Source organism: Pseudomonas sp. VD-NE ins, from assembly GCF_031882575.1.
Taxonomy (GTDB): Bacteria; Pseudomonadota; Gammaproteobacteria; order Pseudomonadales; family Pseudomonadaceae; genus Aquipseudomonas; species Aquipseudomonas fluorescens_BZ.
Window position 1 is genome coordinate 2,153,205 of record NZ_CP134772.1, and the last position, 22,521, is coordinate 2,175,725.

Sequence of the window (22,521 nt, forward strand, 5' to 3'; positions counted from 1 at the left end):
CGTGCAAACGCTCGAGATCAGTCCCCTCTCCCGGGGGAGAGGGTTAGGGTGAGGGGGCTTTTGAAGTTGTTTACTTCTTCAGGTCTTCCGCGCCTTGCAGCGGTTCATCACCGAGTAGCAGATCCTTGTCATGGCTGACCAGTTCTTCCTCGAACATGCGCCACACATGGTCATCCTGACTGCCGAGCAATTCAACAAAGCGACGACCCTCAACCTTGTCACCCAATTGACCAATATAACGCCCGGTTTCAGTCTCGCTGCGAGTCAGGACAATCTTGCGATCTTTCTCCGGCTGAGTCGGTGAGATCAGATTCAGTTCCAGAGTCTTCGGCTGACTGTCACCGCTCAAGCGCAGATCAACCTCACCGGTCACGTCATCCAGATGCACCGCCGCACGCATCTTCAGATTCTGCGCCAACAGTTCACGATCCAGCGAACGGTTGATGCCTTTGCCGGCCTCGTAATAGTTGTCGTTGACGAGGTTGTCCGGGTTGTTCACCGCGATGGTCACCATCGACAGGGTCAGGGTCACCGAACAGGCCAGAATCCCGATGATGATCCATGGCCAAAGGTGCTTGTACCAGGGACTTGCGGCGTTTGCTGCGGGCATGTTCAGTTCTCTCAACGGATTTGTGGGCCGATGAATCGGCTCTTGGCTTCAACGTGGACGCTGTCGTCATCGGCATCCTTGAGGAGGAATTTCACCTCGTTGGTGCTCGACGGCAGTTGTTCCGGTGCGCTCGACAACTCGACCGGCATGCTGACGATGTCGCCGGCCGCGACTTTGATCTCGCGCTTGCCTTGCAGGCGCAGGTCGGGCAGGCCGGCGGCTTCCAGCACGTAGGTGTGGTCGCGCTGGTCCTTGTTCATGATCTTCAGGCTGTAGACGTTTTCGATCCGGCCTTCGGCGTTCTCGCGGTACAACACGCGGTCCTTGCTGACGTCGAAACCGACCAGCGAGCGCATGAAGAACGCGGTCACCAGCAGGCTGATCATCGCCAGCAGCACCACGGCATAACCGATCAGGCGTGGTCGCAGTTTATTGGTTTTCTGCCCGGACAGGTTGTGCTCGGTGGTGTAGCTGATCAGCCCGCGCGGGTAATCCATCTTGTCCATGATGCTGTCGCAGGCATCGATGCACGCGGCGCAGCCGATGCACTCGATCTGCAGGCCGTCGCGGATGTCGATGCCGGTCGGGCAGACTTGCACGCACATCGTGCAATCGATGCAATCGCCCAGGCCTTGGGCCTTGTAATCAATACCTTTCTTGCGCGGGCCACGGCTTTCACCGCGACGCGGGTCGTAGGAAACAATCAGCGTGTCCTTGTCGAACATCACGCTCTGGAAGCGCGCATACGGACACATGTAGATGCACACCTGCTCGCGCAGCCAGCCGGCGTTGCCGTAGGTGGCAAGGGTGAAGAAACCGACCCAGAAGTACGACCAGCCATCGGCCTGGCCGGTGAAGAATTCGAAGACCAGTTCACGGATCGGCGAGAAGTAGCCGACGAAGGTCATGCCAGTGACGAAACCGATCAACAGCCACATCACGTGTTTGGCGGCTTTGCGCAGGAACTTGTTGGCGCTCATCGGCGCCTTGTCGAGCTTGATGCGCTGATTGCGGTCGCCTTCGGTGACCTTCTCGCACCACATGAATATCCACGTCCACACGCTTTGCGGACAGGTGTAACCGCACCAGACGCGCCCGGCATAGACCGTGATGAAGAACAGGCCGAACGCGGCAATGATCAACAGGCCCGAGAGCAGAATGAAGTCCTGCGGCCAGAAGGTGGCGCCGAAAATGAAGAACTTGCGCTCCGGCAAATTCCACCACACGGCCTGATGACCGCCCCAGTTCAGCCACACCGTGCCGAAATACAGGAGGAACAATGCGGCGCCGCCCATCATCCGCAAATTGCGGAACAGGCCGGTGAACGCGCGGGTGTAGATTTTTTCTCGAGAGGCGTAAAGGTCAACGCTGTTGTTCGCGTTTTTGCTCGGTGGTGTGACGTCGTGTACCGGAATCTGGTTGCTCATCATTGCATCCCACGGCAGTGGAAAAATGCCTCGGTCGATACGTGCCAACCAAGGTCAAAAAGGGGCGAAGCAGTGGCGCAATGATACGCCGGTCGCTCTGGCTCAAGGGTGCGACCTTTGGTCGCGTTGGGTAAAAAACATGAATGGTGTAGCGAATGCAGAAAAGCCTGATGCAGATCAATTGACTTGTTGAGTATGGCTGAGTTTTCGGTGGATGCAGACAAAACTGTGGATAGGCTTTCGCAACAATTCGGAAAAGGCATTACATAAGTGTGATGTCTTTTGTATGTATGAGCGAGTTGTTGTAAGTCTGGGTTAATTAATTTGCAATGGAATAGCGGTTTTATTGTTTTGAGTTTTCAAATAACTTTTGCCTGCGGTTGTCTTGGTTGCCGCTATTTTAATAATGGGTAAAAGGAATTGTATGAAAGGCTTATTTAAGTTTTGGCGTGTTTGTGCGCTTGTGTGGGTGTTCGGTTTTATTCCGTCGCTGGTGCTGGCTGAGCAAAATCCAAACCATTTGATATTTGCGTCCGACCCACAATATCCATGGACTGACAAAACGGACAGTGGTGAGGATGAGTCCCAGTCGGTAAAAGAAGAGCGCTCCCGCACGTTGATCGAGCGCCAGTTTTCCGATATTGCAAGTTTTCGGAAAAATTTCAGCACCTCTCCGGAACATATTCCGATCATGATCAATGGGGATGTAACGGCCTATGGTCATGGTTGGCAGCGTAGTTGGTTAAGGCCGGTGCTGAATAAATACTTTGGTGATCACGTGTTCTACGGTCTGGGTAACCATGATTACGAGAAGAATGACTGTTTTTCCGAAAGTTGTGCTGCCGGTAGTATTACCGACTTTGAAGAACATCATCGTGACAAGGTCCAGAATCTGGATCTGACAGTCACTGGCACTGCGGTTAACAGACTGTATTCTGGCAGTCTGGCTTATTCCAGGGATGTTGGAGATGTGCACCTTGTCCAGTTGCACAACGAGCCGACGTATTCAGTACGGATTTCACATTTCTTGAATCCGACGACGTTCGACATCAAGAACTCCCTGGACTGGCTGGAAGAGGACTTGAAGGCAGCTCGGAAGAAAGGTCAAATCATTATCCTCAATATGCACAAACCTTCCCGCTGGCAGGGCAGTGATGAGCAGGTCAAGCGATTCACAAAAATCATTGAGGATTACAATGTTACTGCGGTGTTTGCAGGCCATTTACATACAAGGGCCGGACGCTTTTGGTCGGCCGATAATTTCGGCAGCGTGCCAGTTTATCTGAGCGGTGCCGCTTCTCAGCAAACTTACCTGATTGCCAGTTTTTCCAAAGACAGGAAGACTCTGGACATCAGCAAGGTTGAGAATAATAACTGGCCGAGTCGGCGAGTGGTGGAGACGATTCCCGTCAATTAAGTATGGCAGGCTAACGCGCAAACGCCCCGCGATGGAATGGGGTGTCATAAAGTCTATTGAGCAAATGTCTTGAGGCACGCCCATGAAAAAAGCCCTGCCAGTGATGTGGCGGGGCTTTTTATGATCAGTTATTGGCAGCGACCCATGGGTTGATCAGATGAACGCCGCTGAGTTGAAAGTCCGCAATATTACGAGTGACCAAAGTCAGCCCGTGTACCAGTGCGGTAGCCGCGATCAAAGCGTCGCACTCATTGCTGCGGTCAGGCACATGCAACTGTGCGCATCGGGTGGCGACGGCGGTATCGACCGCCAGGATTCTTCCGCTGAAGGCTGGCTTGACGTGACATTCGAGCCAGTTACGCAGCGTCCTTCCTTGTGGCGGGTCGCGGCGTTCAATACGCAGAATGCCGGTTTCCAGCTCCAGCACGGTGATGGCCGATAGATACAGGCTGGCTGGGACGACGCTGTTTGCCCAGGTCACCACCTGCTTGTCGGCCTGGGGTTTTCGCAGTTCGGACACCACATTTGTATCAAGTAGAAACATCAAGTCAGGTCCACGCTACGAGAGGGGATGACGGCGCGCTCTGGTTCGAATTCGATGTCAGACGTATTCGGCATGACCAGCAGATCGACGATGCTGGACTGGCTACCGGTCAGTTTCTGGTACTCCTCAATGCTCAGCAGTACATGGGCGGGCCTGCCCCGGTCGGTAATGATAACCGGGCCTTGATGCGTGGCTTTTTTCGCAGCACTGGTGTCCTGGTTGAATTCGCGACTGGAAATGGTCTTGATGGCCATCATGTTCGGCCTCCAGAAATTCTGATGTAGAAACGTTACTACTTTGGAGTTTGCCCGACAACCGGAAAGGTGGGTTGCGGACGATCGGTTTGTCACGGTCATAACGGTACCGGCGAATGCACCCCGCGAAAGGCCGGGGCGCTGGAGGTTGGACGAATATTCGTGGTGCGTTGCTGCCTGCTGTCAGGGCAATCTGCCGCCGCCGAGGCCGTCAAGGCCGCTACCGTCAACCGGACTGGTCAAGGTGTTTTGCGCTGTTGAACTTGCGGGTTGCTCAGGCGTTTGTGCCGGGATTTTTTCATGCTCAGGGCTGGGCTGAGACTGATTTCGCGGGGTACTGTCGTCATTCTTCGACATCTGGGCTTCATCCTTGAAGTTTGCCCCGATGCTGATCATCGGGGTGGAAAAAACCTACAGGGCAGCGTTGCCCAGGTCTATTGAGCAAACGTTTCAAGTCATGAACACAGCATGAAAAAAGGCCCCGCCAATCAACCTTGGCGGGGCCTTTTTTGTTTCAAGCGCTGGCCTTACTCGGCGTTCGCTTCCGGTGCTTTTTCACCGTGGGACAGGCTGTAAACATACGCCGCCAGCAGGTGCACCTTGTCGTTGCCTTGCAGTTGTTCCTGCGCAGGCATCTGGCCCTGACGGCCGTAACGGATGGTCTGCTGCAGTTGCGCAAAGCTCGAACCGTAGATGAACGCGCCCGGGTGGGTCAAATTCGGCGCGCCCATGGCGGGAGTGCCTTTGCCTTCCGGACCGTGGCAGGCCACGCAGTTGGCGGCGAACAGTTTGCCGCCGTTTTCCGGGTCAGCCTTGGTGTCTTCCGGCAGTTTGCGGCCATCGAGTTTGGTTACGACGAAGGCCGCGACATCGGCAACGCCTTGCTCGCCAATGACTTCAGCCCAGGCCGGCATCACCGCGTGACGACCGCCCATGATGGTGGTCTTGATGGTTTCCGGCTCGCCGCCCCAGCGCCAGTCGGCGTCGGTCAGGTTAGGGAAACCGTAGGCGCCCTTGGCGTCGGAACCGTGGCACACCGAGCAGTTGGAGGCGAACAGACGGCCACCCATTTTCAGTGCTTGCGGATCCTTGGCCACTTCTTCGATCGGCATGGCGGCGAACTTGGCGAAGATCGGACCGAACTTGGCGTCCGAGCGGGCCATTTCCTTTTCCCACTCGTGCACGCCGGTCCAGCCGGTCTGGCCGTTGGCGAACGCGGTCTGCTTGTCGTTATCGAGGTAGTTGTAGCCTGGCAGCAGGCCTTTCCAGTTGCCCAGGCCCGGGTACAGCACCAGGTAGCCCAAGGCGAAAACGATGGTGCCGACAAACAGCATGAACCACCATTTCGGCAATGGGTTGTCGTACTCCTCGATCCCGTCGAAGGAGTGCCCGACCGTCTCGTCCGTCTGTTCGCTGCGCTGGCCCTTGCGGGTCGACAGCAGCAGCCAGGTCAGGGCGAAGATCGTACCGAGACTGAGGACTGTGACGTACAGACTCCAGAATGTAGTCATTCTTTGTTACTCCTAGAAGCTTGCTCGACGTGCTTGATGGCTTCGGGATCATCCGCAAAAGGCAACAAGGTCGCGTCTTCAAACTCCGACTTGCGCTTGGGGCTGAACACCCACAACGCCAGACCGATGAAGGCCACCATCACGACAACGGTGCCCAGGCCACGAATCATCCCGATATCCATCTAATTCACCGTTTGCTTTTGATGATGGTGCCCAGGCCTTGCAGGTAGGCCACCAGCGCGTCCATTTCGGTTTTGCCCTTCACGGCATCCTGTGCACCGGCGATGTCTTCGTCGGTGTAAGGGACGCCGAGCGTGCGCAAGACTTCCATTTTTTTGGCCGTCTCTTTGCCGTCGAGCTTGTTTTCCACGAGGAACGGGTAAGCCGGCATTTTCGACTCAGGGACCACGTTGCGCGGGTTGTACAAGTGCGCACGTTGCCAGTCATCGGAGTAACGACCGCCGACACGGGCCAGATCCGGACCGGTACGTTTGGAACCCCACAGGAACGGGTGATCCCAGACGCTTTCACCGGCGACCGAGTAGTGGCCGTAACGTTCGGTTTCAGCACGGAACGGACGGATCATCTGCGAGTGGCAGCCGACACAGCCGTTGGCGATATAAACGTCGCGGCCTTCCAGTTCCAGCGCCGAACGCGGCTTCATGCCTTCGACCGGTTTGTTGGTGACGTCCTGGAAAAACAGCGGAACGATTTGGGTCAGGCCGCCAACGCTGACGGCGATGACCATGAAGAAGGCCAGCAGGCCAATATTCTTCTCGACAGCTTCATGCTTCATCAGTGAGCTCCAACGACAGCGATCTGGGCAGCGGCTTCAGCTTCAACCGGGTTCGAGGCGCACACGGTGCGCCAGACGTTGTAAGCCATCAGGAACATGCCGCTGGCGAAGAACGCACCGCCCAGCGCACGGACGATGTAGCCCGGGTGGCTGGCTTGCAGCGCTTCAACGAACGAGTAGGTGAGGGTGCCGTCGTCGTTGATCGCACGCCACATCAGGCCCTGAGTAATGCCGTTGACCCACATCGAAGCGATGTACAGCACGGTGCCGATGGTCGCGAGCCAGAAGTGCGCGTTGATCAGGCCGACGCTGTGCATCTGCGCACGGCCGAACAGGCGCGGAATCATGTGGTAGATCGCGCCAATCGAGATCATCGCCACCCAGCCCAGCGCGCCGGCGTGTACGTGGCCGATGGTCCAGTCGGTGTAGTGCGAGAGCGAGTTGACGGTCTTGATCGCCATCATCGGCCCTTCGAAGGTCGACATGCCGTAGAACGCCAGCGATACCACGAGGAAACGCAGGATCGGGTCGGTGCGCAGCTTATGCCAGGCGCCCGACAGGGTCATCATGCCGTTGATCATGCCGCCCCAACTTGGCGCCAGCAGAATGATCGACATGGCCATGCCCAAAGATTGTGCCCAATCCGGCAGGGCGGTGTAGTGCAAGTGGTGCGGGCCGGCCCAGATGTACAGGGTGATCAGTGCCCAGAAGTGCACGATCGACAGGCGATAGGAGTAGATCGGACGTTCGGCCTGTTTCGGCACGAAGTAATACATCATCCCGAGGAAACCGGTGGTCAGGAAGAAGCCCACCGCGTTGTGGCCGTACCACCACTGGATCATCGCATCTGTCGCGCCCGAGTAGGCGGAGTAGGACTTGAACAGGTTCACTGGCAGCGACATGTGGTTGACGATGTGCAGCATCGCGGTCACGACGATGAACGCGCCGTAGAACCAGTTACCGACATAGATGTGCTTGGTTTTGCGCTTGGTGATGGTGCCGAAGAACACCAGACCGTAGGTGACCCAGACAATGGCCAGCAAAATGGCGATCGGCCATTCCAGTTCCGCGTATTCCTTGGTGGTGGTGTAACCCAGCGGCAAGGTAATGATCGCGCCGACGATGACCGCTTGCCAGCCCCAGAAGGTGAAGGCCGCGAGGCTGTCGGAGATCAGTCGCGTCTGGCAGGTTCGCTGCACGACATAGTAGGAAGTGGCAAATAGTGCACAACCACCGAAGGCGAAAATCACCAGGTTTGTGTGCAACGGGCGCAGGCGTCCAAAGCTCGTCCACGGCAGACCGAAGTTCAACTCCGGCCAGACCAGTTGCGAGGCGATGAAGACACCGAGCCCCATGCCAAGGATCCCCCAGACCACCGTCATGATGGCGAACTGGCGGACTACCTTATAGTTATAAGCAGTCGGACTGATTGCTGTGCTCATTCTAAGGTTCCACGGTTTGGGTGTTTTATTAGGATTAAAATCGGCCGCAAGTATGCAGAGAGCAGGGGGTCATTGCAACGCGCCATGACCTGGGTCAATGCTTTCCAACGCTGATTCTGCGGCCTTTCCATGCGCCGCGTAAGGACAAAATCAGCCTCGGACAAAATGTCGCAGCGGACGAAAAAAGCGAGGGGTTCAGGTCACTTGTAACGAGGTATGTTCGAACGGCCAGTTCGGCTGATGAATGGCAATCGGCGCGACAGCCGGTATCTACCGGCCTTTGCGGCGAGTCTGTCAGCCAATTCATCGAACACATCGCTCGGGGTCGACCTGGAACCGGCACGGGCCAGTCCGCATCGAGCAAGCGTAGACCCGAATCCGGGGAACCGAAAGGTGAGGGTGTGAAGGGGTGCGACAATGCGTCGCAAAGGGGCAGGATGCTGCCGCACCGAGAAAGGTGCGGCAGAGGTGTACGCAATGCTTGCTATTTGTTGTCTTCGGTAATCAGTTTTTCTGTATTCAATCTGTGCGACAAGCTGTACACATAAGCGGCGAGCAATTGCACTTTATCGTTGCCCAACAGCTCGTTCTGCGCCGGCATGTGGCCCTGGCGACCATGGCGAATGGTCTGCTCGAGTTGAGTCAGGCTGGTGCCATAGATAAACCCGGCCGGGTGCGTCAGATTCGGCGCGCCCATGGCTTCAGTGCCGTGGCCGGTTGCCCCATGACAGGCTACGCACGTGGTGCTGAACGCTTGCTGTCCGGCTTGCAGGTCAGCCTTGTTGTCGGCGGGCAATGGCAGGCCGGCCAGTTCATGACGCACATAAGCGGCCACGTTCTTCACCCCGGCCTCGCCCAACACTTCGCCCCAGGCCGGCATCGCCGCCATCCGGCCACCCATGATGGTGGTCTTGATGGTGTCGGCGTCGCCGCCCCAGCGCCAGTCACTGTCGGCGAGGTTAGGGAAACCGAACGCACCTTTGGCGTCTGAGCCATGGCACACCGAACAGTTGGAGGCGAACAAGCGGCCACCCATTTTCAGCGCCTGCGGATCCTTCGCCACTTCTTCCACCGGCATGGCGGCGAACTTGGCGAAGATCGGCCCGAATTTGGCGTCGGCCTTGTTCATTTCCTTTTCCCACTCGTGCACGCCGGTCCAGCCATCCTCGTATCCCGGCAGGATGCCTTTCCAGTTGCCCAGGCCCGGATAGAGGATCAGATAGCCCACGGAAAACACCAGCGTGCCGGCGAACAGCATGAACCACCACTGCGGCAGCGGGTTGTCGTACTCCTCGATGCCGTCGAAGCTGTGGCCCATGGTCTGGTCGACGCTGCCCTTGGTCTCGCCCCGGCGGGTGCCGATCAGCAGCCATGTCAGGCCGATCAGGCTGCCGATGGTCAGTACGCAGATCCACGTACTCCAGAAGGTGGTCATGGCCGGGTACTCCTTGTCTCATTTACTGGGGTTGTGTCGGGTTGCGGCTCGTCGGCGAACGGCAGCAGACGCGCTTCGGCGAACTCCGGGGTGCGCTTGCGGTTGAACACCCACAAAGTCAAACCGACGAAAGCTACAAACACGACAACGGTGCCTAAACCACGGATCAGCCCTGTGCTCATTTCAATGACCATGGCTCACCTCTTGCTCTTGATCGCAGTGCCGAGCACTTGCAGGTAGGAGACGAGGGCGTCCATTTCGGTCTTGCCCTTGAGGCTGGCCACCGCGCCGCTGATGTCGTCGTCGGTGTACGGCACGCCGAGGGTGCGCATGGTCTTGAGCTTGGTTTCGGTGTGGCTGCTGTCGACCGCTTGCGTGACCAGCCACGGGTAGGCCGGCATTTTCGATTCCGGTACGACGTTGCGCGGGTTGTACAAGTGCGCGCGGTGCCAGTCATCCGAGTAACGCGCGCCGACCCGGGCCAGATCCGGACCGGTACGCTTCGAACCCCACAGGAACGGGTGATCCCAAACGCTTTCGCCCGCTACCGAGTAGTGCCCGTAGCGTTCGGTTTCGGCGCGGAACGGGCGGATCATCTGCGAGTGGCAACCGACGCAGCCTTCGCGGATATAGATGTCGCGACCTTCCAGTTGCAGCGCGGTGTAGGGCTTCATGCCTTCCACCGGCTTGTTGGTGACGTCCTGGAAGAACAGCGGGACGATCTGGGTCAGGCCGCCGATGCTCACGGCAAAGACCATGAGCAACATCAACAGGCCGACGTTCTTTTCAATCGTTTCGTGTTTCATGGCGGACTCCTCAGGCCATCTGCGCGGCAGCGACGACGTCAGCAGGCTGCGAGGCCCGCACGGTGCGCCAGGTGTTGTAAGCCATCAGGAACATGCCGCTGAGGAAGATCGCCCCACCGATCAGCCGCACGACGAAGCCTGGGTGGCTGGCCACCAGGGTTTCGACGAAGGAATAGGTCAACGTGCCGTCCTCGTTCACCGCGCGCCACATCAGGCCCTGGGCGATGCCGTTGACCCACATCGACGCGATGTAGAGCACGGTGCCGATGGTCGCGAGCCAGAAGTGCGCGTTGATCAAACCGACGCTGTGCATCTGCGCCTTGCCGAAGATTTTCGGGATCATGTGGTACAGCGCGCCGATGGAAATCATCGCCACCCAACCGAGGGCGCCAGCGTGAACGTGGCCGATGGTCCAGTCGGTGTAGTGGGAGAGGGCGTTGACGGTCTTGATCGCCATCATCGGACCTTCGAACGTCGACATGCCGTAGAACGCCAGCGAGACCACGAGGAAACGCAGGATCGGGTCGCTGCGCAACTTATGCCACGCGCCCGAGAGGGTCATCATGCCGTTGATCATGCCGCCCCAGCTCGGTGCCAGCAGAATCAGCGACATCACCATGCCCAGCGACTGCGCCCAGTCCGGCAGCGCGGTGTAGTGCAAGTGGTGCGGGCCGGCCCAGATGTACAAGGTGATCAGCGCCCAGAAGTGCACGATCGACAGGCGATACGAGTACACCGGACGTTCTGCCTGTTTCGGCACGAAGTAGTACATCATCCCGAGGAAACCGGCGGTGAGGAAAAAGCCTACGGCATTGTGGCCGTACCACCATTGCACCATCGCGTCGGTTGCACCGGCGTACACCGAGTACGACTTGGTGAAACTCACCGGCAACTCAAGGTTATTGACGATGTGCAGAATCGCCACGGTGATGATGAACGCGCCGAAGAACCAGTTGCCCACATAAATGTGCTTGGTTTTGCGCTGCATGATCGTGCCGAAGAACACGATGGCGTAGGCGACCCAGACGATGGTGATCAGGATGTCGATCGGCCATTCCAGCTCGGCGTATTCCTTGGAGCTGGTGTAACCCAGTGGCAGGCTGATGGCTGCCAATAGAATTACAAGCTGCCAGCCCCAGAAGCAGAACGCGGCGATTTTTGGTGCAAACAATTGGGTCTGGCAGGTGCGTTGCACCGAGTAGAACGAACTGGCGAACAGCGCACAGCCACCGAACGCGAAGATCACCGCGTTGGTGTGCAGCGGGCGCAGACGGCCGAAACTGGTCCAGGGCAAATTGAAGTTGAGTTCGGGCCAGACCAATTGGGCCGCGAGAAAAACCCCGAGGCCCATGCCGACGATGCCCCACACCACCGTCATAATGGCGAATTGGCGGACCACCTTGTAGTTGTAGGCGGTACTGATAGAAGTGTTCATGGTTCCCCATCCACGGTTCAGCCGAAGTGAGCGCGCGCAAAAGACGCGGCGAATCCTTCGTCTGGAGTTATAGGCAGACTAAAAGCGAGGCAAGCATGGACAAACAGCACAAGGCCAGTATTGACGGGGATCAATGGGCGCAGTGCGTGCTCGATCATGGATGGCTTTGGAACGCCGCCAGTGGTGAGGTTTCGGCGACGTTGATCCTGGCCCACGGCGCTGGTGCGCCGATGGACAGTGACTGGATGAACGATATGGCTGGGCGCCTTGCCGGGCTTGGGGTGAATGTGTTGCGGTTTGAGTTTCCTTATATGGCGCAGCGGCGGGTGGATGGGGTGAAGCGGCCGCCGAATCCTGCGGGGAAATTGCAGGAGTGTTGGCGTGAGGTGTATGCCGAGGTGCGGCGTCATGTCGCTGGGGTTTTGGCCATTGGCGGGAAGTCGATGGGTGGGCGGATGGCGAGTCTTTTGGCTGACGGATTGGGTGCCGATGCGTTGGTGTGTTTGGGCTATCCGTTTTATGCGGTGGGGAAGCCGGAGAAGCCTCGGGTTGAGCATTTGGCTTCTTTGCAGACGCGGACTTTGGTTGTGCAAGGCGAGCGGGATGCGCTGGGCAATCGTGAGGCGGTTGAGGGTTATACCTTGTCACCGAGTATTGAGGTGGCGTGGTTAGCGGCCGGGGATCATGACCTCAAGCCATTAAAGGTTTCCGGGTTTACCCATGAACAGCATTTGGCCAGCGCCGCGCAGAAAGTAGCCGAGTTTCTCAGCAAGTGACCGAGCCGGGCTGAGATTTTGAACTGCATGAAGATCTGCTCCCTTTCCCCTCGCCCCCATGGGGGCGGTCCGACGTTTCGGGAGGGCTGGGGTGAGGGGGATCGATTTCAGCTACGACATATTTTTTGGGTACATATCCATTGCTGCGGTAACGGCCACTTAGGGTTCCGCCCTTACGGCGGGTCACTTTTTACAAACGCCCTCCGTGTCAGGCTACCTGTCGCCCTTGTTGATTGACTCAACTACTCAAGAGGGCGAAGGTGCATAACCATGTCCAAAATGGGCAAACGCTACGACAACGACTTCAAAGATTGGGTCGTTCTGCAAATGATGCCGCCACTCAATCGATCAGTGGCGGAACTTGCCTCTGCACTCAATCTCACGCCACAGTCACTGCGAAACTGGAGACAAATGGCTAGAGACAAAGGCTTAATTGTTCCGGGAAACGGCAAGACCAGTGACCAATGGTCTAGCGCCGATAAATTCAATGCCGTCATGGAAACCGCGCCGTTGAGCGAGGTCGAGATCTCTCAATATTGCCGAATCAAAGGCATTTACCCTGAGCAAATCCAACAGTGGCGAGTGGCATGCCAAAACGCTAATCCCGTTGTTGATCTCTCCTCTCGAACTTCAAAAACGGCCGAGCAACGGCGCATCAAAATACTTGAGCGCCAACTGATTCAGTCTGATGCCAGTCGTGCAGAGGCGGTGGCGTTGCTGGAGCTCAGAAAAAAAGCCAATGCGATCTGGGGCAAGGACAAGGAAGACTGATCAACGCCTCTGATCGTACGCAAGCCATGAAGTTGATTGCCGACGCAGTGCTGAATGGCGCTCGTCGATACCGCGCTTGCAATGAACTGGGTCTGAGCCTGCGCACAGTTCAACGCTGGCAACACTCGTCGTGTGACGGACGACAGTTGGCTCAACGTGCAGCTCCGGCTAACAAGCTCAGTGATACGGAGCGTCAAGCGGTGCTGGATGCTGCCAATCAGGCTGGCTACGCCAGCCTGACCCCACACCAAATCGTGCCTAAGCTGGCCGATGAAGGCATTTATCTGGCTTCGGAGTCGACGTTTTATCGTGTGTTGAAAGCCGTCAATCAAAACGTCCGTCGCGGCCGGGCCAAAGCCCCAAAACGCAGAGTACTGACGACGCATCGCGCTGATGGCCCCAATCAGGTGTGGTGCTGGGACATCACCTGGTTGCCGAGCACAGTGAAGGGCCGTTTTTTCTACTGGTACATGGTCAAGGACGTCTACAGCCGCAAACTGGTCGCCAATGAAGTCCACGAGGTGGAGAGCGCCGAACACGCCTGTGAACTGCTCACAAAGGGATGTTTACGGGAACATACTGCAGGTCGTCCGCTGGTGTTGCACTCAGATAATGGACACGTGATGAGAGGTTCTTTGTTGCGTGAAAGCATGGTCGCGCTGGGTGTAGAACCTTCTTTTAGCCGGCCAAGAGTGAGCAATGACAACGCTTACGCCGAAGCACTTTTTCGCACTGCAAAGTACTGCCCGCTTTGGCCCGATCAACCATTTGATACGGTCACTGATGCAAGGCTTTGGGTGCAGACGTTCATCGAGTGGTACAACGAAGATCACCGCCACAGCGCCTTGAAATACGTCACGCCAAACCAACGGCACGAGGGCAAAGCAACCGCCCTATTACAAGCTAGAACAGAGCTTTATGAGGATGCCAGGGAAGCTAATCCAAGCCGCTGGAGTACTCGAACACGAAACTGGAAACTGGCAGACGCAGTTTATTTAAACCCAGAACGCCCTGAAATTAAGGGCGTAATGGGCTAGCAGTTGTAGGACCAAGGCGACAGGTACCTTGACACGTACCGAACGCCTAAAAAGTAACCAAAAACGCTTGCTCCTACGTACGGCCCGCTCGCTGGGGCTCGGGGTTCCTTCGCTGCGGGATCGATCCGGGCGCAGCGTCTCCGGTTTGCTTCGCTGCACCTACTCCCGCTGTGTTTGGCTGCGCCAAACGGTCGCTGCGCTCCCACGCCCGGATCAATCCCTCCACTCAGCCTTCCGACGTCGCCCGTGGATCAAGATCAAGAGCAGGCGAGCTGACACTCGGCCTATTGAGTGGTTAAGGGCCAAGCGGTGTTCGGCTATTAATTTGTGTTGTGACTGCCCCTCACCCCAGCCCTCTCCCGAGGGAGAGGGAGCCGATTTGTGAGCTTTTCAAAGCCTGAGTTCAACGCGCTATCGCACGTCGGCGTACCTCTCCCAAACACCGCGATCAGTCCCCTCTCCCTCTGGGAGAGGGCTAGGGTGAGGGGCTTTTGATCTGTTTCAGAATCTGAACTCGACTCGGTATTTCACGTCGGCGTACTTTGCCCAAACGCCTCGGTCAGTCACCTCTCTCTGGGAAGGAGAAGAGCCGATTTGTGTGCTTTTCAGTGCTTGAGTTCAACGCGGTATTGCACGTCGGTTTACCTTGCCCAAACACCTCGGTCAGTCCCCTCTCCCTCTGGGAGAGGGTTAGGGTGAGGGGCGATTTCGCTGACACGATAAAAAACTGGAAGCGCTCTCTGTCCAGCATTTCCTGTGCGTAAACATGATTCCGTGAGCGCGTTTAAAGTACACGAACCGTTACGCCATCGGGCCTACAACACCTTGCGCCGTTACCTACGCGTACGCCAGAATCCGCCGGCTTACACGACCATGGCGCGGGCTATATCGTTTGCCTGCCACTGCCCATCAGTGGTCGGGTTTAGTAGCCCGTATGGTTTTAGTAAGTGCATAGGTCCCATTAAGTCAGGCGTATTTGCCTGCACTCAATGGTGGCTGTGCTCAGGGCGCTTTCGAGCGCGCCGGTCTTGCTAATTCCTCCGGTCTACTAACCTGCGCACAGCCGCCACCCTTCTTTTAGTAGAGAACGGTCGCGGCCCTTGATCAGGAATTAGATATTTATGTTCAAAGCCACGCCAAACCCTCCGGGCATCGACCCAACCCCTCACGACCCAGCGCTTGAGTCTCAAAAGACAAAAGAAGCGACGGATCGCGCCCTCGACTACTACCTCCGACCCGAAGCCCTGGCGGCCCCGCCAAACTCGCCCAAGTTTCGCCCCGTCTATCTCGTCGACCCCACGCTGGACGACGAAACCCTGCTGGTCGAGGCGAGCGAGTCGCTTTCATACGCCCATGCCATGGCCGGCAATATCGCCAACTCAATCGGTGGCCCGGAGCGCAAACCGCTGCTGGCGCTGCAACAGGTGATCATGCTCAACGAGCTGTTGGTCAATCGACTATTGGATAAGCTGAAGTTGCCTCAGTAATTTCGCTGGCTGTTATGGCCTCATCGCGAGCAGGCTCACTCCTACATTGGATCTGCGGTGATCACTGATTGAGTGCCCGACAACGACCCCTGTAGGAGTGAGCCTGCTCGCGATGGCGGCCTGCCAAGCACCATCGATTTCAAACAGGCAATAAAAAACCGGAAGCTTTCGCCGTCCGGGCTTTCAGAATTAAAAGATCGCAGCCTGCGGCAGCTCCTACACAATGGCTTTTTAGGAGCTGTGGCAGGCTGCGATTTTTTTGATTTACTTTGTAATGGGGAGCCTGCCAGTGATCACAAATTTATCGAGCACTTTCTGCCCATCACGGGCGGCTTGTCGAACATCAAGGAATGTCAGTTCATCGCGAACTTTCTGTTTTGCGGGTTTTCGAGCAGGGGTTGTATTCATGCTGGCCGGTCTGCGTGATTGAGTAGCGACCGACAAACGATAGAACCTGGCTTCATCGAGCACCAGTCGGCTCATTCTGGGCGAGTTGTAGGCAGTGTCTGCATTGCTTGAGTGAGATCTTCGCCGGCAGAGAAGGCCTCTTCGCGAGCAAGCTCGCTCCCACAGGAGATTGTCGTCGGACACAGAACTGTGGTTCCGAGCAGTTCCAATGTGGGAGCGAGCTTGCTCGCGAAAGCGGTCTGCCAAACAACATCCTTTTCAGACAGGCAACAAAAAACCCGGAAGCTCGCGCCCTCCGGGTTTTTTTAGTTACCGCCAGTTCAATCAGCGGTTAAACCGCTCCACCAACGAGTACTGCGTATTCGCCGTCTTCGTCAGCTCTTCACTCAGCAACGCCGAGTTATGCGCCTGTTCCGAGGTCTGATCCGCCAGTTCCGAAATATTGCTGATGTTGCGGCTGATCTCTTCAGCCACCGCACTTTGCTCTTCCGTTGCCGCAGCAATCTGCGTGGTCATGTCGGTGATGTTGGCCACCGCTTCACTGATGCCGACCAATGCCTGATCCGCTTCCAGCACCCGAGCCACACCTTCTTCGGCCTGACGATGCCCGGCTTCCATGGTCTGCACGGCGCTCGAAGCCGTTTGCTGCAACTTGGCGATCAGGGCGTGAATCTGTCCGGTCGATTCGCTGGTGCGTTGCGCCAGTTGACGCACTTCGTCAGCCACCACGGCAAAACCACGACCCATCTCACCGGCACGCGCGGCTTCAATCGCAGCGTTGAGCGCGAGCAGGTTGGTCTGGTCGGCGATGCCTTTGATCACATCAACCACGCCGCCGATTTCGTCGCTGTCCTTGGCCAGTTGGGTCACGGTCAGACCGGTTTCGCCAACGACGACCGACAAACGCTGAATGGCTTCGCGGGTTTCACCGGCGATGTCACGGCCGCGACCGGTCAGGCGATTGGCTTCCTGAGTGGCGTCAGCAGTGCGCTGTACGTGGCTCGCCACTTCCTGAGTCGTCGCGGCCATCTGGTTGACGGCGGTGGCGACCTGTTCGGTTTCCACGCGCTGACGTTCCAGGCCGGTGGAGCTGTTGTGCGCCAGGGCGTCGGACTGCTTGGCCTGATCGGTCAGGTGTTCGGCGGTGTCCTGCAGACGGGTCAGGCAGGTTTTCAGGCGTGCTTCCTGGCTGAGGATCGACATTTCCAGACGCGCCTGGGCGCCACGGCTGTCGGTGTACATCTGCGCGATCAGCGGGTCGGAGGTGGTCTGCTCGGCCAGGCGCAGCAGGCGCTTGAGCCCGCGTTGCTGCCATTGCAGGCCCATCAGGCCCAGTGGCACCGACAGACCGGCGGCGAGGGCGAAGCCCCACTGCGAGTTCAGGGTGGCGCCGATCACGAAGCTCAGTTGGCTGACCAGAATGAACGGCAGCCAGTCTTGCAGCACCGGCAGCCATTTATCGCTGGAAGGGATCGCCGACTTGCCCTGGTTGATGCGTTGGTAAAGCGCTTCGGCACGGCGGATCTGCTCGGCGGTGGGTTTGATCCGCACCGACTCGTAACCGACCACCTGATTGCCGTCGAACACCGGCGTGACATAGGCGTTAACCCAGTAATGGTCACCGGTCTTGCAGCGATTCTTGACAATGCCCATCCATGGCAAGCCTTGTTTCAGTGTGCCCCACATGTGCGAAAACACCGCAGCCGGGACGTCGGGGTGACGGACCAGGTTGTGCGGCGCACGGATCAGCTCTTCACGCGAAAACCCGCTGATCTCGACGAACGCATCGTTGCAGTAGGTGATCACGCCCTTGGCGTCGGTTGTGGAAATCAACCGCTGCTGAGCCGGGAAAGTCCGTTCGCGTTGTGTAATGGGCTGGTTGTTACGCATGGTTTTTCAATCCGCAAGGCTTTGAAAGGTTGTCGGCGGTGACAGCTTTTTATTGAAATTTTTTTTCAATAATCAGCACGGCGTCGCAAAACGGCGCTTGCTTCAGCCGGCGAGCATCGGATAAGTGAACAGGCCGAAGTGCAGCAGGTTCAGGCCGAAGTGCGTGGCTATCGCTGCGCCGAGTCCGCCAAAACGGTAGGCCAGACCATAGCCGACACCCGCCAGGCCTGCCAGCAACACCCAGGTCCAGCCAGCACCGACATGCACCAGGCCGAACAGCAACGAGGCCAGCAGCAGGGCAAGGTTTTCACCGTAAGGCAGGTGTTTGAAACGCTGACTGAGACCGCCCTGTATATAGCCGCGAAACAGTGCTTCCTCGACCAAGGTCACCAGCAGCAGGTTGTTCAGCACCCACAGCCATGCCTGATCCGGCCACTTCGGCGCCCAGGCAATCACACCCAGCAACAGCGCACCGCCGAGGGCCAGAATCGCACTGAGCGCCAAGGCGAGGGCGGTGGCGTAGACGCTCAGGCGCAACGAGCGGCGCCCGACAATCCACGGGCAGACCAGCAGCAGCCAGAAGCCAATCAGTGGTTTGTCGAGATTCAGGTACATCGAAAACGGCACGGCGTTGTCGGTGAAGCGCTGCGGGTCAATGGCGCGACCGTTGGCGAAACCCGGCAGCCAGTGCAGGGCCAGCGCCAAAGCCAGCACGATAAACAGGCCATGACCGAGAAACCGCGCGACCGGCACCTGTTGTTGGCGCACGGCAAAGCCTGCGAACACCAGCAGCCCAACGGAAAGCAAAGCGAGCCAGCCGAGGTGGCCGAAACTCAGCGCCCATCCATAACCGACGCTGAGAAGTGCCAGATAGAGCCATGGCAAAGCCTTCATCGAAAGTCCCTGTGCAAATTTGTGGAAGGGCTTTCTACACGGGTGGGGGCGTGGGGACAAGTGAAGGTGGAGGGGGAAACGGGGGCATCACACAAACCTGTGGCCAACCCCGTTACCTGTGGGAGCTGGCTTGCCAGCGATGAGGCCTGTTCAGCCGACATCTTTATCGACTGGTCCACCGCTATCGCTGGCAAGCCAGCTCCCACAGGGTTTTGTGTTTGCCTGGGAATCAGTGCAGGTTGAGTTTCGCGGCCGCGCGCTCGGTAATTTCCGTGCGCAGCTTCAGCGATGGCGCGGCGCGCAGGCGGGCCTCATCGACAATCGCACCCGGCGCAGTCTCCGGGCTGCCGGAATTGAACGGCGGTGCCGGGGCATATTCCAATTGCAACTGGATCAGTTGCGCCGCGTCGGCACTCACCAACTCTTCAGCCAACACCAAGGCAAAATCAATCCCCGCCGTAATCCCGCCACCCGTAAACAGATTGCCGTCACGCACCACCCGATCCTTCACCGCGATCGCCCCCAGCGTCGGCAGCAGATCGTGATACGCCCAATGCGTGGTCGCGCGTTTGCCTTGCAGCAGGCCCGCCGCGCCGAGCACCAGCGAACCGGTACATACCGATGTCACGTATTTCGCCTGAGCAGCCTGACGCTTGATGAAGGTCAGCGTCACCTCATCTTCCATCAAAGCGCCGACACCGCCGCCACCGGGCACACAGATCACATCCAGATCCGGACAGTCCTCGAACGTGGTGGTGGGTTTCAGTAGCAGACCGGTGCTGGCGGTCACCGGCATCAGATCCTTCCAGATCAGATGCACCTGCACGCCCGGCAGCGAGGCGAGCACGTCATAGGGCCCGGTCAAGTCAAGTTGCTGAACTTGCGGAAACAACAGAAAACCGATCTGCAACGTCATCGTGCTTACTCCATGAAAAGGGGTGGACGGCTTCACTGTAGGCGCGTAGGTTCTGGCGCATACGCCAATAACCCCACGAATTACGCCAAATGCCCAAAGCCATTCACGTACTCGCGTTTGCCAACATGCAGATCCTCGATGTCACCGGGCCGTTGCAGGTGTTCGCCTCGGCCAACGACATCGCCCGCCAGCGCGGATTGCCAGTCCCGTATGCGCCGAGCGTGATTGCCAGCGGCGGCGGGGCGGTGATGTCATCGGCGGGTTTGGCGGTGTTGGCCGAGCCGTTGCCCGAAGCGCCCAGCGACACGTTGATCATTGCCGGTGGCTGGGGCATTTATCCGGCGGCTGAAGATGTGTTTTTGGTGGATTGGGTGCGCGAACACGCGGCGAAATGTCGGCGCGTGGCTTCGGTATGTACCGGCGCATTTCTGTTGGCCGCCAGTGGCTGGCTCGATGGTCGCCGTGTGGTTACACACTGGACGCGATGCGAACAACTGGCGCAGCAGCACCCGAATTTGCACGTCGAGGCCAATCCGATTTTCATCAATGACGGCCCGGTGTGGACCTCGGCAGGCGTTACGGCCGGTATCGATCTGGCACTGGCAATGGTCGAAGAGGACCTGGGCAGCGATATCGCGCTGGACGTCGCCCGCCATCTGGTGGTGTTCCTCAAGCGTCCCGGCGGGCAATCGCAATTCAGCGTGACCTTGTCCTTGCAGAATCAGGGCAATCGCTTCGATGAACTGCACGCGTGGATCGCCGAGAACCTCACCTGCGACCTCGGCTCCCGACCCTGGCCGAACAGGCGGGCATGAGCGAACGCAGTTTCGTCCGCCATTACCGCGCCGACACTGGCCAGACCCCGGCGCGGGCGATCGAATTGATCCGCGTCGAAACCGCCCGGCGATTGCTCAGTGACACCGGTTTGCCGGTCAAACGCATCGCCGCCAATTGCGGGTTTGGCAGTGAAGAGACATTGCGACGAAGTTTCCTGCGGGCTATCGGCGTGACGCCGCAAGCCTATCGCGAGCGATTTTCGGTCAGTGCTGCAACAGATCCAGTAATGCCTTGAGGGTTTGTTCGGGGGCTTCTTCGGGAATGTTATGCCCGACACCGGACAACACACGCCGCTCATAAAAACCAGTGAAATGCTCGGCGTCTTCATCCTCTTGTGGTGCAGGGCCGACACCGTCGTCGGCACCGCACAAAGAAATGGTCGGCACGCCAATGGTCGGTTGCCGAGTCAGCAAATCTTCCATCAACTCAAACGCCGGATCTCCCGCGACATACATGAAGCGGTGGCGATAGGAGTGGATCACCACGTCAACGAAATCAGGGTTGTCGAAGGCAGGCGCAGTCAGGGGAAAGCGCTTGGCTGCGTGCGACCAGGTCGGAGACCAAAGCCTCCAGAGCAGCTCACAAAACTCCCGACGATTGTGCTTCAGGCCCTCAACGCCACGTGGCGTGTGGAAGTAATACTGATACCAGAACCGATGCTCGGTCTCGGGATCCAGCGGTTGAATCGAGTTGGGGATGTCCTGCAGGTTGTAGCCATCACCGGTCACCAAGCCGCGCACTCGTTCCGGAAACAACGCCGCGACGATGCACGCCGCGCGACCGCCCCAGTCGTAACCGCAGAGGGTGGCCTGTTCGATGGAGAGTGCATCCATCAAGTCCAGCAGATCCTGGGCCAACGCCGCTTGCTGGCCAGATCGCAATGTTTGTGGGTGGTTGAACCGGGTCGGCCCGTAGCCGCGCAAGTACGGCACGATGACGTGGTAACCCTCTGCGGCGAGCGCCGGGGCGATCTCGTCATACGCGCGAGGGGAATAGGGAAAGCCGTGGAGCAAAATCACCGAACCGCCGCTGGCCGGGCCGTGTTGTTCGTAGGCAATGGTCAGACTGGCAGTTTTGCAGGACAGAATCGCTTTATCGCTCATACCGGGTTCCTCTTATCCGAACAGCACCTTCTGCCGTGATCTTCACTGATGGCAATCGGCACGCCGCTTAAGCCTCGGCTTCCGCCAACTGATTGAAATACTTAGTACGGTCCGGGGTAAACGTCACCCGCATCTTCGTCCGCGAGCAGGTCAGCGAACGCTCTTCACTCAAATCAATATCCAGATCCTCACCGCGCAAGCCTTGCCACTGCGCCAGGTATTTCAGCGAGCCATATTTTTCGTTTTTCTTCAGGCTGCGGCTCACGCCACCTTTCCAGCCGAGCACCGGCAATTCGCCGTCGAGGCATTGTTGGGCGATGTGGGGAAAGCGTGCGGCGCGCTGGCGGCCGATTTCCCAGCATTTGATCAGGCCTTTGTCCGCGGCTTCCCAGAGCTGGGTGCGGGTCAGGCCCGTGCGAAGAGGGGAGTCGATGCTGCGCTGGACGTGCTGGGACATTCTGGTTCCTTGAATTCGGGTTTTATTGGACAGCTCCGCTGTGCCCGTTGCGGTGGATGGTAGGGGCGGATGTAACCGCTGGCAACAAGGTATTTCGGGGTGTAAGTGCAAGTTACGAGGGTGGCGTTGCGTGGCGTTTGTGAGTTTTTTGCAGGCATGGATTTACACAAAGTGTCGCCGCAGGTAACGGGTGCAGGGGGCAGCGCCGAAACTCGGCGCTGGGTGATGTGTGTGGCGTGTAGTCCGGTTTCCCACAAACGGCGTTTAA

The 22,521-nt window shown here is 58.0% G+C and carries 22 protein-coding genes and 1 pseudogene; 6 read left to right on the forward strand and 17 right to left on the reverse strand.

Annotated elements, in window-relative coordinates; genetic code table 11:
- Nucleotides 1-70: 70 nt before the first annotated feature.
- Nucleotides 71-610, reverse strand: coding sequence for a FixH family protein (locus tag RMV17_RS09480; RefSeq protein WP_242209532.1), 540 nt, complete (start codon nt 608-610; stop codon nt 71-73).
- Nucleotides 611-621: 11 nt separating this feature from the next.
- Nucleotides 622-2,037, reverse strand: a complete 1,416-nt coding sequence (gene ccoG / locus RMV17_RS09485) for a cytochrome c oxidase accessory protein CcoG (protein ID WP_311886343.1) — start codon at nt 2,035-2,037, stop codon at nt 622-624.
- Between the two features lie 424 nt (nt 2,038-2,461).
- Between ccoG and RMV17_RS09490 the strand changes: the two genes are divergently transcribed.
- Complete coding sequence (locus tag RMV17_RS09490; RefSeq protein WP_311886344.1) at nt 2,462-3,454, forward strand: metallophosphoesterase; 993 nt, start codon at nt 2,462-2,464, stop codon at nt 3,452-3,454.
- 124 nt (nt 3,455-3,578) lie between these two features.
- Here the strand turns inward: RMV17_RS09490 and RMV17_RS09495 are convergent, their stop codons facing one another.
- The 10 genes from RMV17_RS09495 to ccoN (RMV17_RS09540) all read right to left on the reverse strand — a co-directional run bounded on the left by RMV17_RS09495 (nt 3,579) and on the right by ccoN (RMV17_RS09540) (nt 11,677).
- Complete coding sequence (locus RMV17_RS09495) at nt 3,579-3,998, reverse strand: type II toxin-antitoxin system VapC family toxin (protein WP_034152837.1); 420 nt, start codon at nt 3,996-3,998, stop codon at nt 3,579-3,581.
- Complete coding sequence (locus RMV17_RS09500; RefSeq protein WP_178087428.1) at nt 3,998-4,252, reverse strand: type II toxin-antitoxin system Phd/YefM family antitoxin; 255 nt, start codon at nt 4,250-4,252, stop codon at nt 3,998-4,000. Before RMV17_RS09500 ends, RMV17_RS09495 begins: the two co-directional genes overlap by 1 nt.
- Nucleotides 4,253-4,779: 527 nt before the next feature.
- Entirely contained in the window at nt 4,780-5,763 is a 984-nt protein-coding gene (gene ccoP, locus RMV17_RS09505) for a cytochrome-c oxidase, cbb3-type subunit III (RefSeq protein WP_108226615.1), read from the reverse strand.
- Nucleotides 5,760-5,945, reverse strand: coding sequence for a CcoQ/FixQ family Cbb3-type cytochrome c oxidase assembly chaperone (locus RMV17_RS09510; protein ID WP_003175465.1), 186 nt, complete (start codon nt 5,943-5,945; stop codon nt 5,760-5,762). The genes ccoP (RMV17_RS09505) and RMV17_RS09510 overlap by 4 nt, the downstream gene beginning before the upstream one ends.
- 5 nt (nt 5,946-5,950) lie before the next feature.
- The gene (gene ccoO / locus RMV17_RS09515) at nt 5,951-6,559 is read right to left on the reverse strand and encodes a cytochrome-c oxidase, cbb3-type subunit II (protein ID WP_007917161.1); all 609 of its coding nucleotides are present in this window, start codon (nt 6,557-6,559) and stop codon (nt 5,951-5,953) included.
- Nucleotides 6,559-8,001 (reverse strand): cytochrome-c oxidase, cbb3-type subunit I, encoded by a 1,443-nt coding sequence (gene ccoN / locus RMV17_RS09520; RefSeq protein ID WP_311886345.1) that lies wholly within the window; start codon nt 7,999-8,001, stop codon nt 6,559-6,561. The genes ccoO (RMV17_RS09515) and ccoN (RMV17_RS09520) overlap by 1 nt, the downstream gene beginning before the upstream one ends.
- 484 nt (nt 8,002-8,485) lie before the next feature.
- Nucleotides 8,486-9,436, reverse strand: a complete 951-nt coding sequence (gene ccoP, locus RMV17_RS09525) for a cytochrome-c oxidase, cbb3-type subunit III (protein WP_311886346.1) — start codon at nt 9,434-9,436, stop codon at nt 8,486-8,488.
- Complete coding sequence (locus RMV17_RS09530) at nt 9,433-9,630, reverse strand: cbb3-type cytochrome oxidase subunit 3 (protein ID WP_095124863.1); 198 nt, start codon at nt 9,628-9,630, stop codon at nt 9,433-9,435. Before RMV17_RS09530 ends, ccoP (RMV17_RS09525) begins: the two co-directional genes overlap by 4 nt.
- Before the next feature lie 3 nt (nt 9,631-9,633).
- Nucleotides 9,634-10,242 carry a cytochrome-c oxidase, cbb3-type subunit II gene (gene ccoO / locus RMV17_RS09535; protein WP_003223389.1) on the reverse strand — a complete coding sequence of 203 codons (609 nt, stop codon included), beginning with the start codon at nt 10,240-10,242 and terminating at the stop codon, nt 9,634-9,636.
- 10 nt (nt 10,243-10,252) lie between these two features.
- Nucleotides 10,253-11,677 carry a cytochrome-c oxidase, cbb3-type subunit I gene (gene ccoN / locus RMV17_RS09540; RefSeq protein WP_008082029.1) on the reverse strand — a complete coding sequence of 475 codons (1,425 nt, stop codon included), beginning with the start codon at nt 11,675-11,677 and terminating at the stop codon, nt 10,253-10,255.
- Nucleotides 11,678-11,772: 95 nt separating this feature from the next.
- On the opposite strand from ccoN (RMV17_RS09540), the gene RMV17_RS09545 reads away from it, so the two are divergent.
- From RMV17_RS09545 to RMV17_RS09560, 4 genes are all read left to right on the forward strand, one after another.
- Nucleotides 11,773-12,453: an alpha/beta family hydrolase gene (locus RMV17_RS09545; protein ID WP_311886347.1), complete on the forward strand. Its 681-nt coding sequence runs from the start codon at nt 11,773-11,775 to the stop codon at nt 12,451-12,453.
- Nucleotides 12,454-12,732: 279 nt separating this feature from the next.
- Nucleotides 12,733-14,261 (forward strand): IS3 family transposase gene (locus tag RMV17_RS09550; protein WP_311887015.1). Its coding sequence is split into 2 segments (ribosomal slippage): nt 12,733-13,174 and nt 13,174-14,261, totalling 1,530 coding nucleotides; the frame shifts between segments, so codons are not numbered across the junction.
- Nucleotides 14,262-15,382: 1,121 nt separating this feature from the next.
- Complete coding sequence (locus RMV17_RS09555; RefSeq protein WP_077571871.1) at nt 15,383-15,748, forward strand: DUF6124 family protein; 366 nt, start codon at nt 15,383-15,385, stop codon at nt 15,746-15,748.
- 72 nt (nt 15,749-15,820) lie between these two features.
- Nucleotides 15,821-16,174, forward strand: a complete 354-nt coding sequence (locus RMV17_RS09560; RefSeq protein WP_311886348.1) for a hypothetical protein — start codon at nt 15,821-15,823, stop codon at nt 16,172-16,174.
- Nucleotides 16,175-16,480: 306 nt separating this feature from the next.
- Here RMV17_RS09560 and RMV17_RS09565 read toward each other — a convergent pair whose 3' ends face one another.
- The 3 genes from RMV17_RS09565 to inhA form a co-directional block, all read right to left on the reverse strand.
- Nucleotides 16,481-18,046 carry a methyl-accepting chemotaxis protein gene (locus tag RMV17_RS09565; protein ID WP_064389791.1) on the reverse strand — a complete coding sequence of 522 codons (1,566 nt, stop codon included), beginning with the start codon at nt 18,044-18,046 and terminating at the stop codon, nt 16,481-16,483.
- Between the two features lie 102 nt (nt 18,047-18,148).
- The gene (locus RMV17_RS09570) at nt 18,149-18,940 is read right to left on the reverse strand and encodes a CPBP family intramembrane glutamic endopeptidase (protein WP_311886349.1); all 792 of its coding nucleotides are present in this window, start codon (nt 18,938-18,940) and stop codon (nt 18,149-18,151) included.
- Nucleotides 18,941-19,169: 229 nt separating this feature from the next.
- Nucleotides 19,170-19,856: an isonitrile hydratase gene (gene inhA / locus RMV17_RS09575; RefSeq protein WP_311886350.1), complete on the reverse strand. Its 687-nt coding sequence runs from the start codon at nt 19,854-19,856 to the stop codon at nt 19,170-19,172.
- Nucleotides 19,857-19,945: 89 nt separating this feature from the next.
- Here inhA and RMV17_RS09580 point away from each other — a divergent pair.
- Nucleotides 19,946-20,928: pseudogene (locus RMV17_RS09580) on the forward strand (GlxA family transcriptional regulator).
- Here RMV17_RS09580 and RMV17_RS09585 read toward each other — a convergent pair.
- Together RMV17_RS09585 and RMV17_RS09590 are read right to left on the reverse strand one after the other, a co-directional pair.
- Entirely contained in the window at nt 20,897-21,796 is a 900-nt protein-coding gene (locus tag RMV17_RS09585; protein WP_108226606.1) for an alpha/beta fold hydrolase, read from the reverse strand. The pseudogene RMV17_RS09580 and the gene RMV17_RS09585 sit on opposite strands and share 32 nt — an antisense overlap.
- A gap of 67 nt (nt 21,797-21,863) precedes the next feature.
- The gene (locus RMV17_RS09590; protein ID WP_108226605.1) at nt 21,864-22,253 is read right to left on the reverse strand and encodes a hypothetical protein; all 390 of its coding nucleotides are present in this window, start codon (nt 22,251-22,253) and stop codon (nt 21,864-21,866) included.
- Nucleotides 22,254-22,521: the final 268 nt, after the last annotated feature.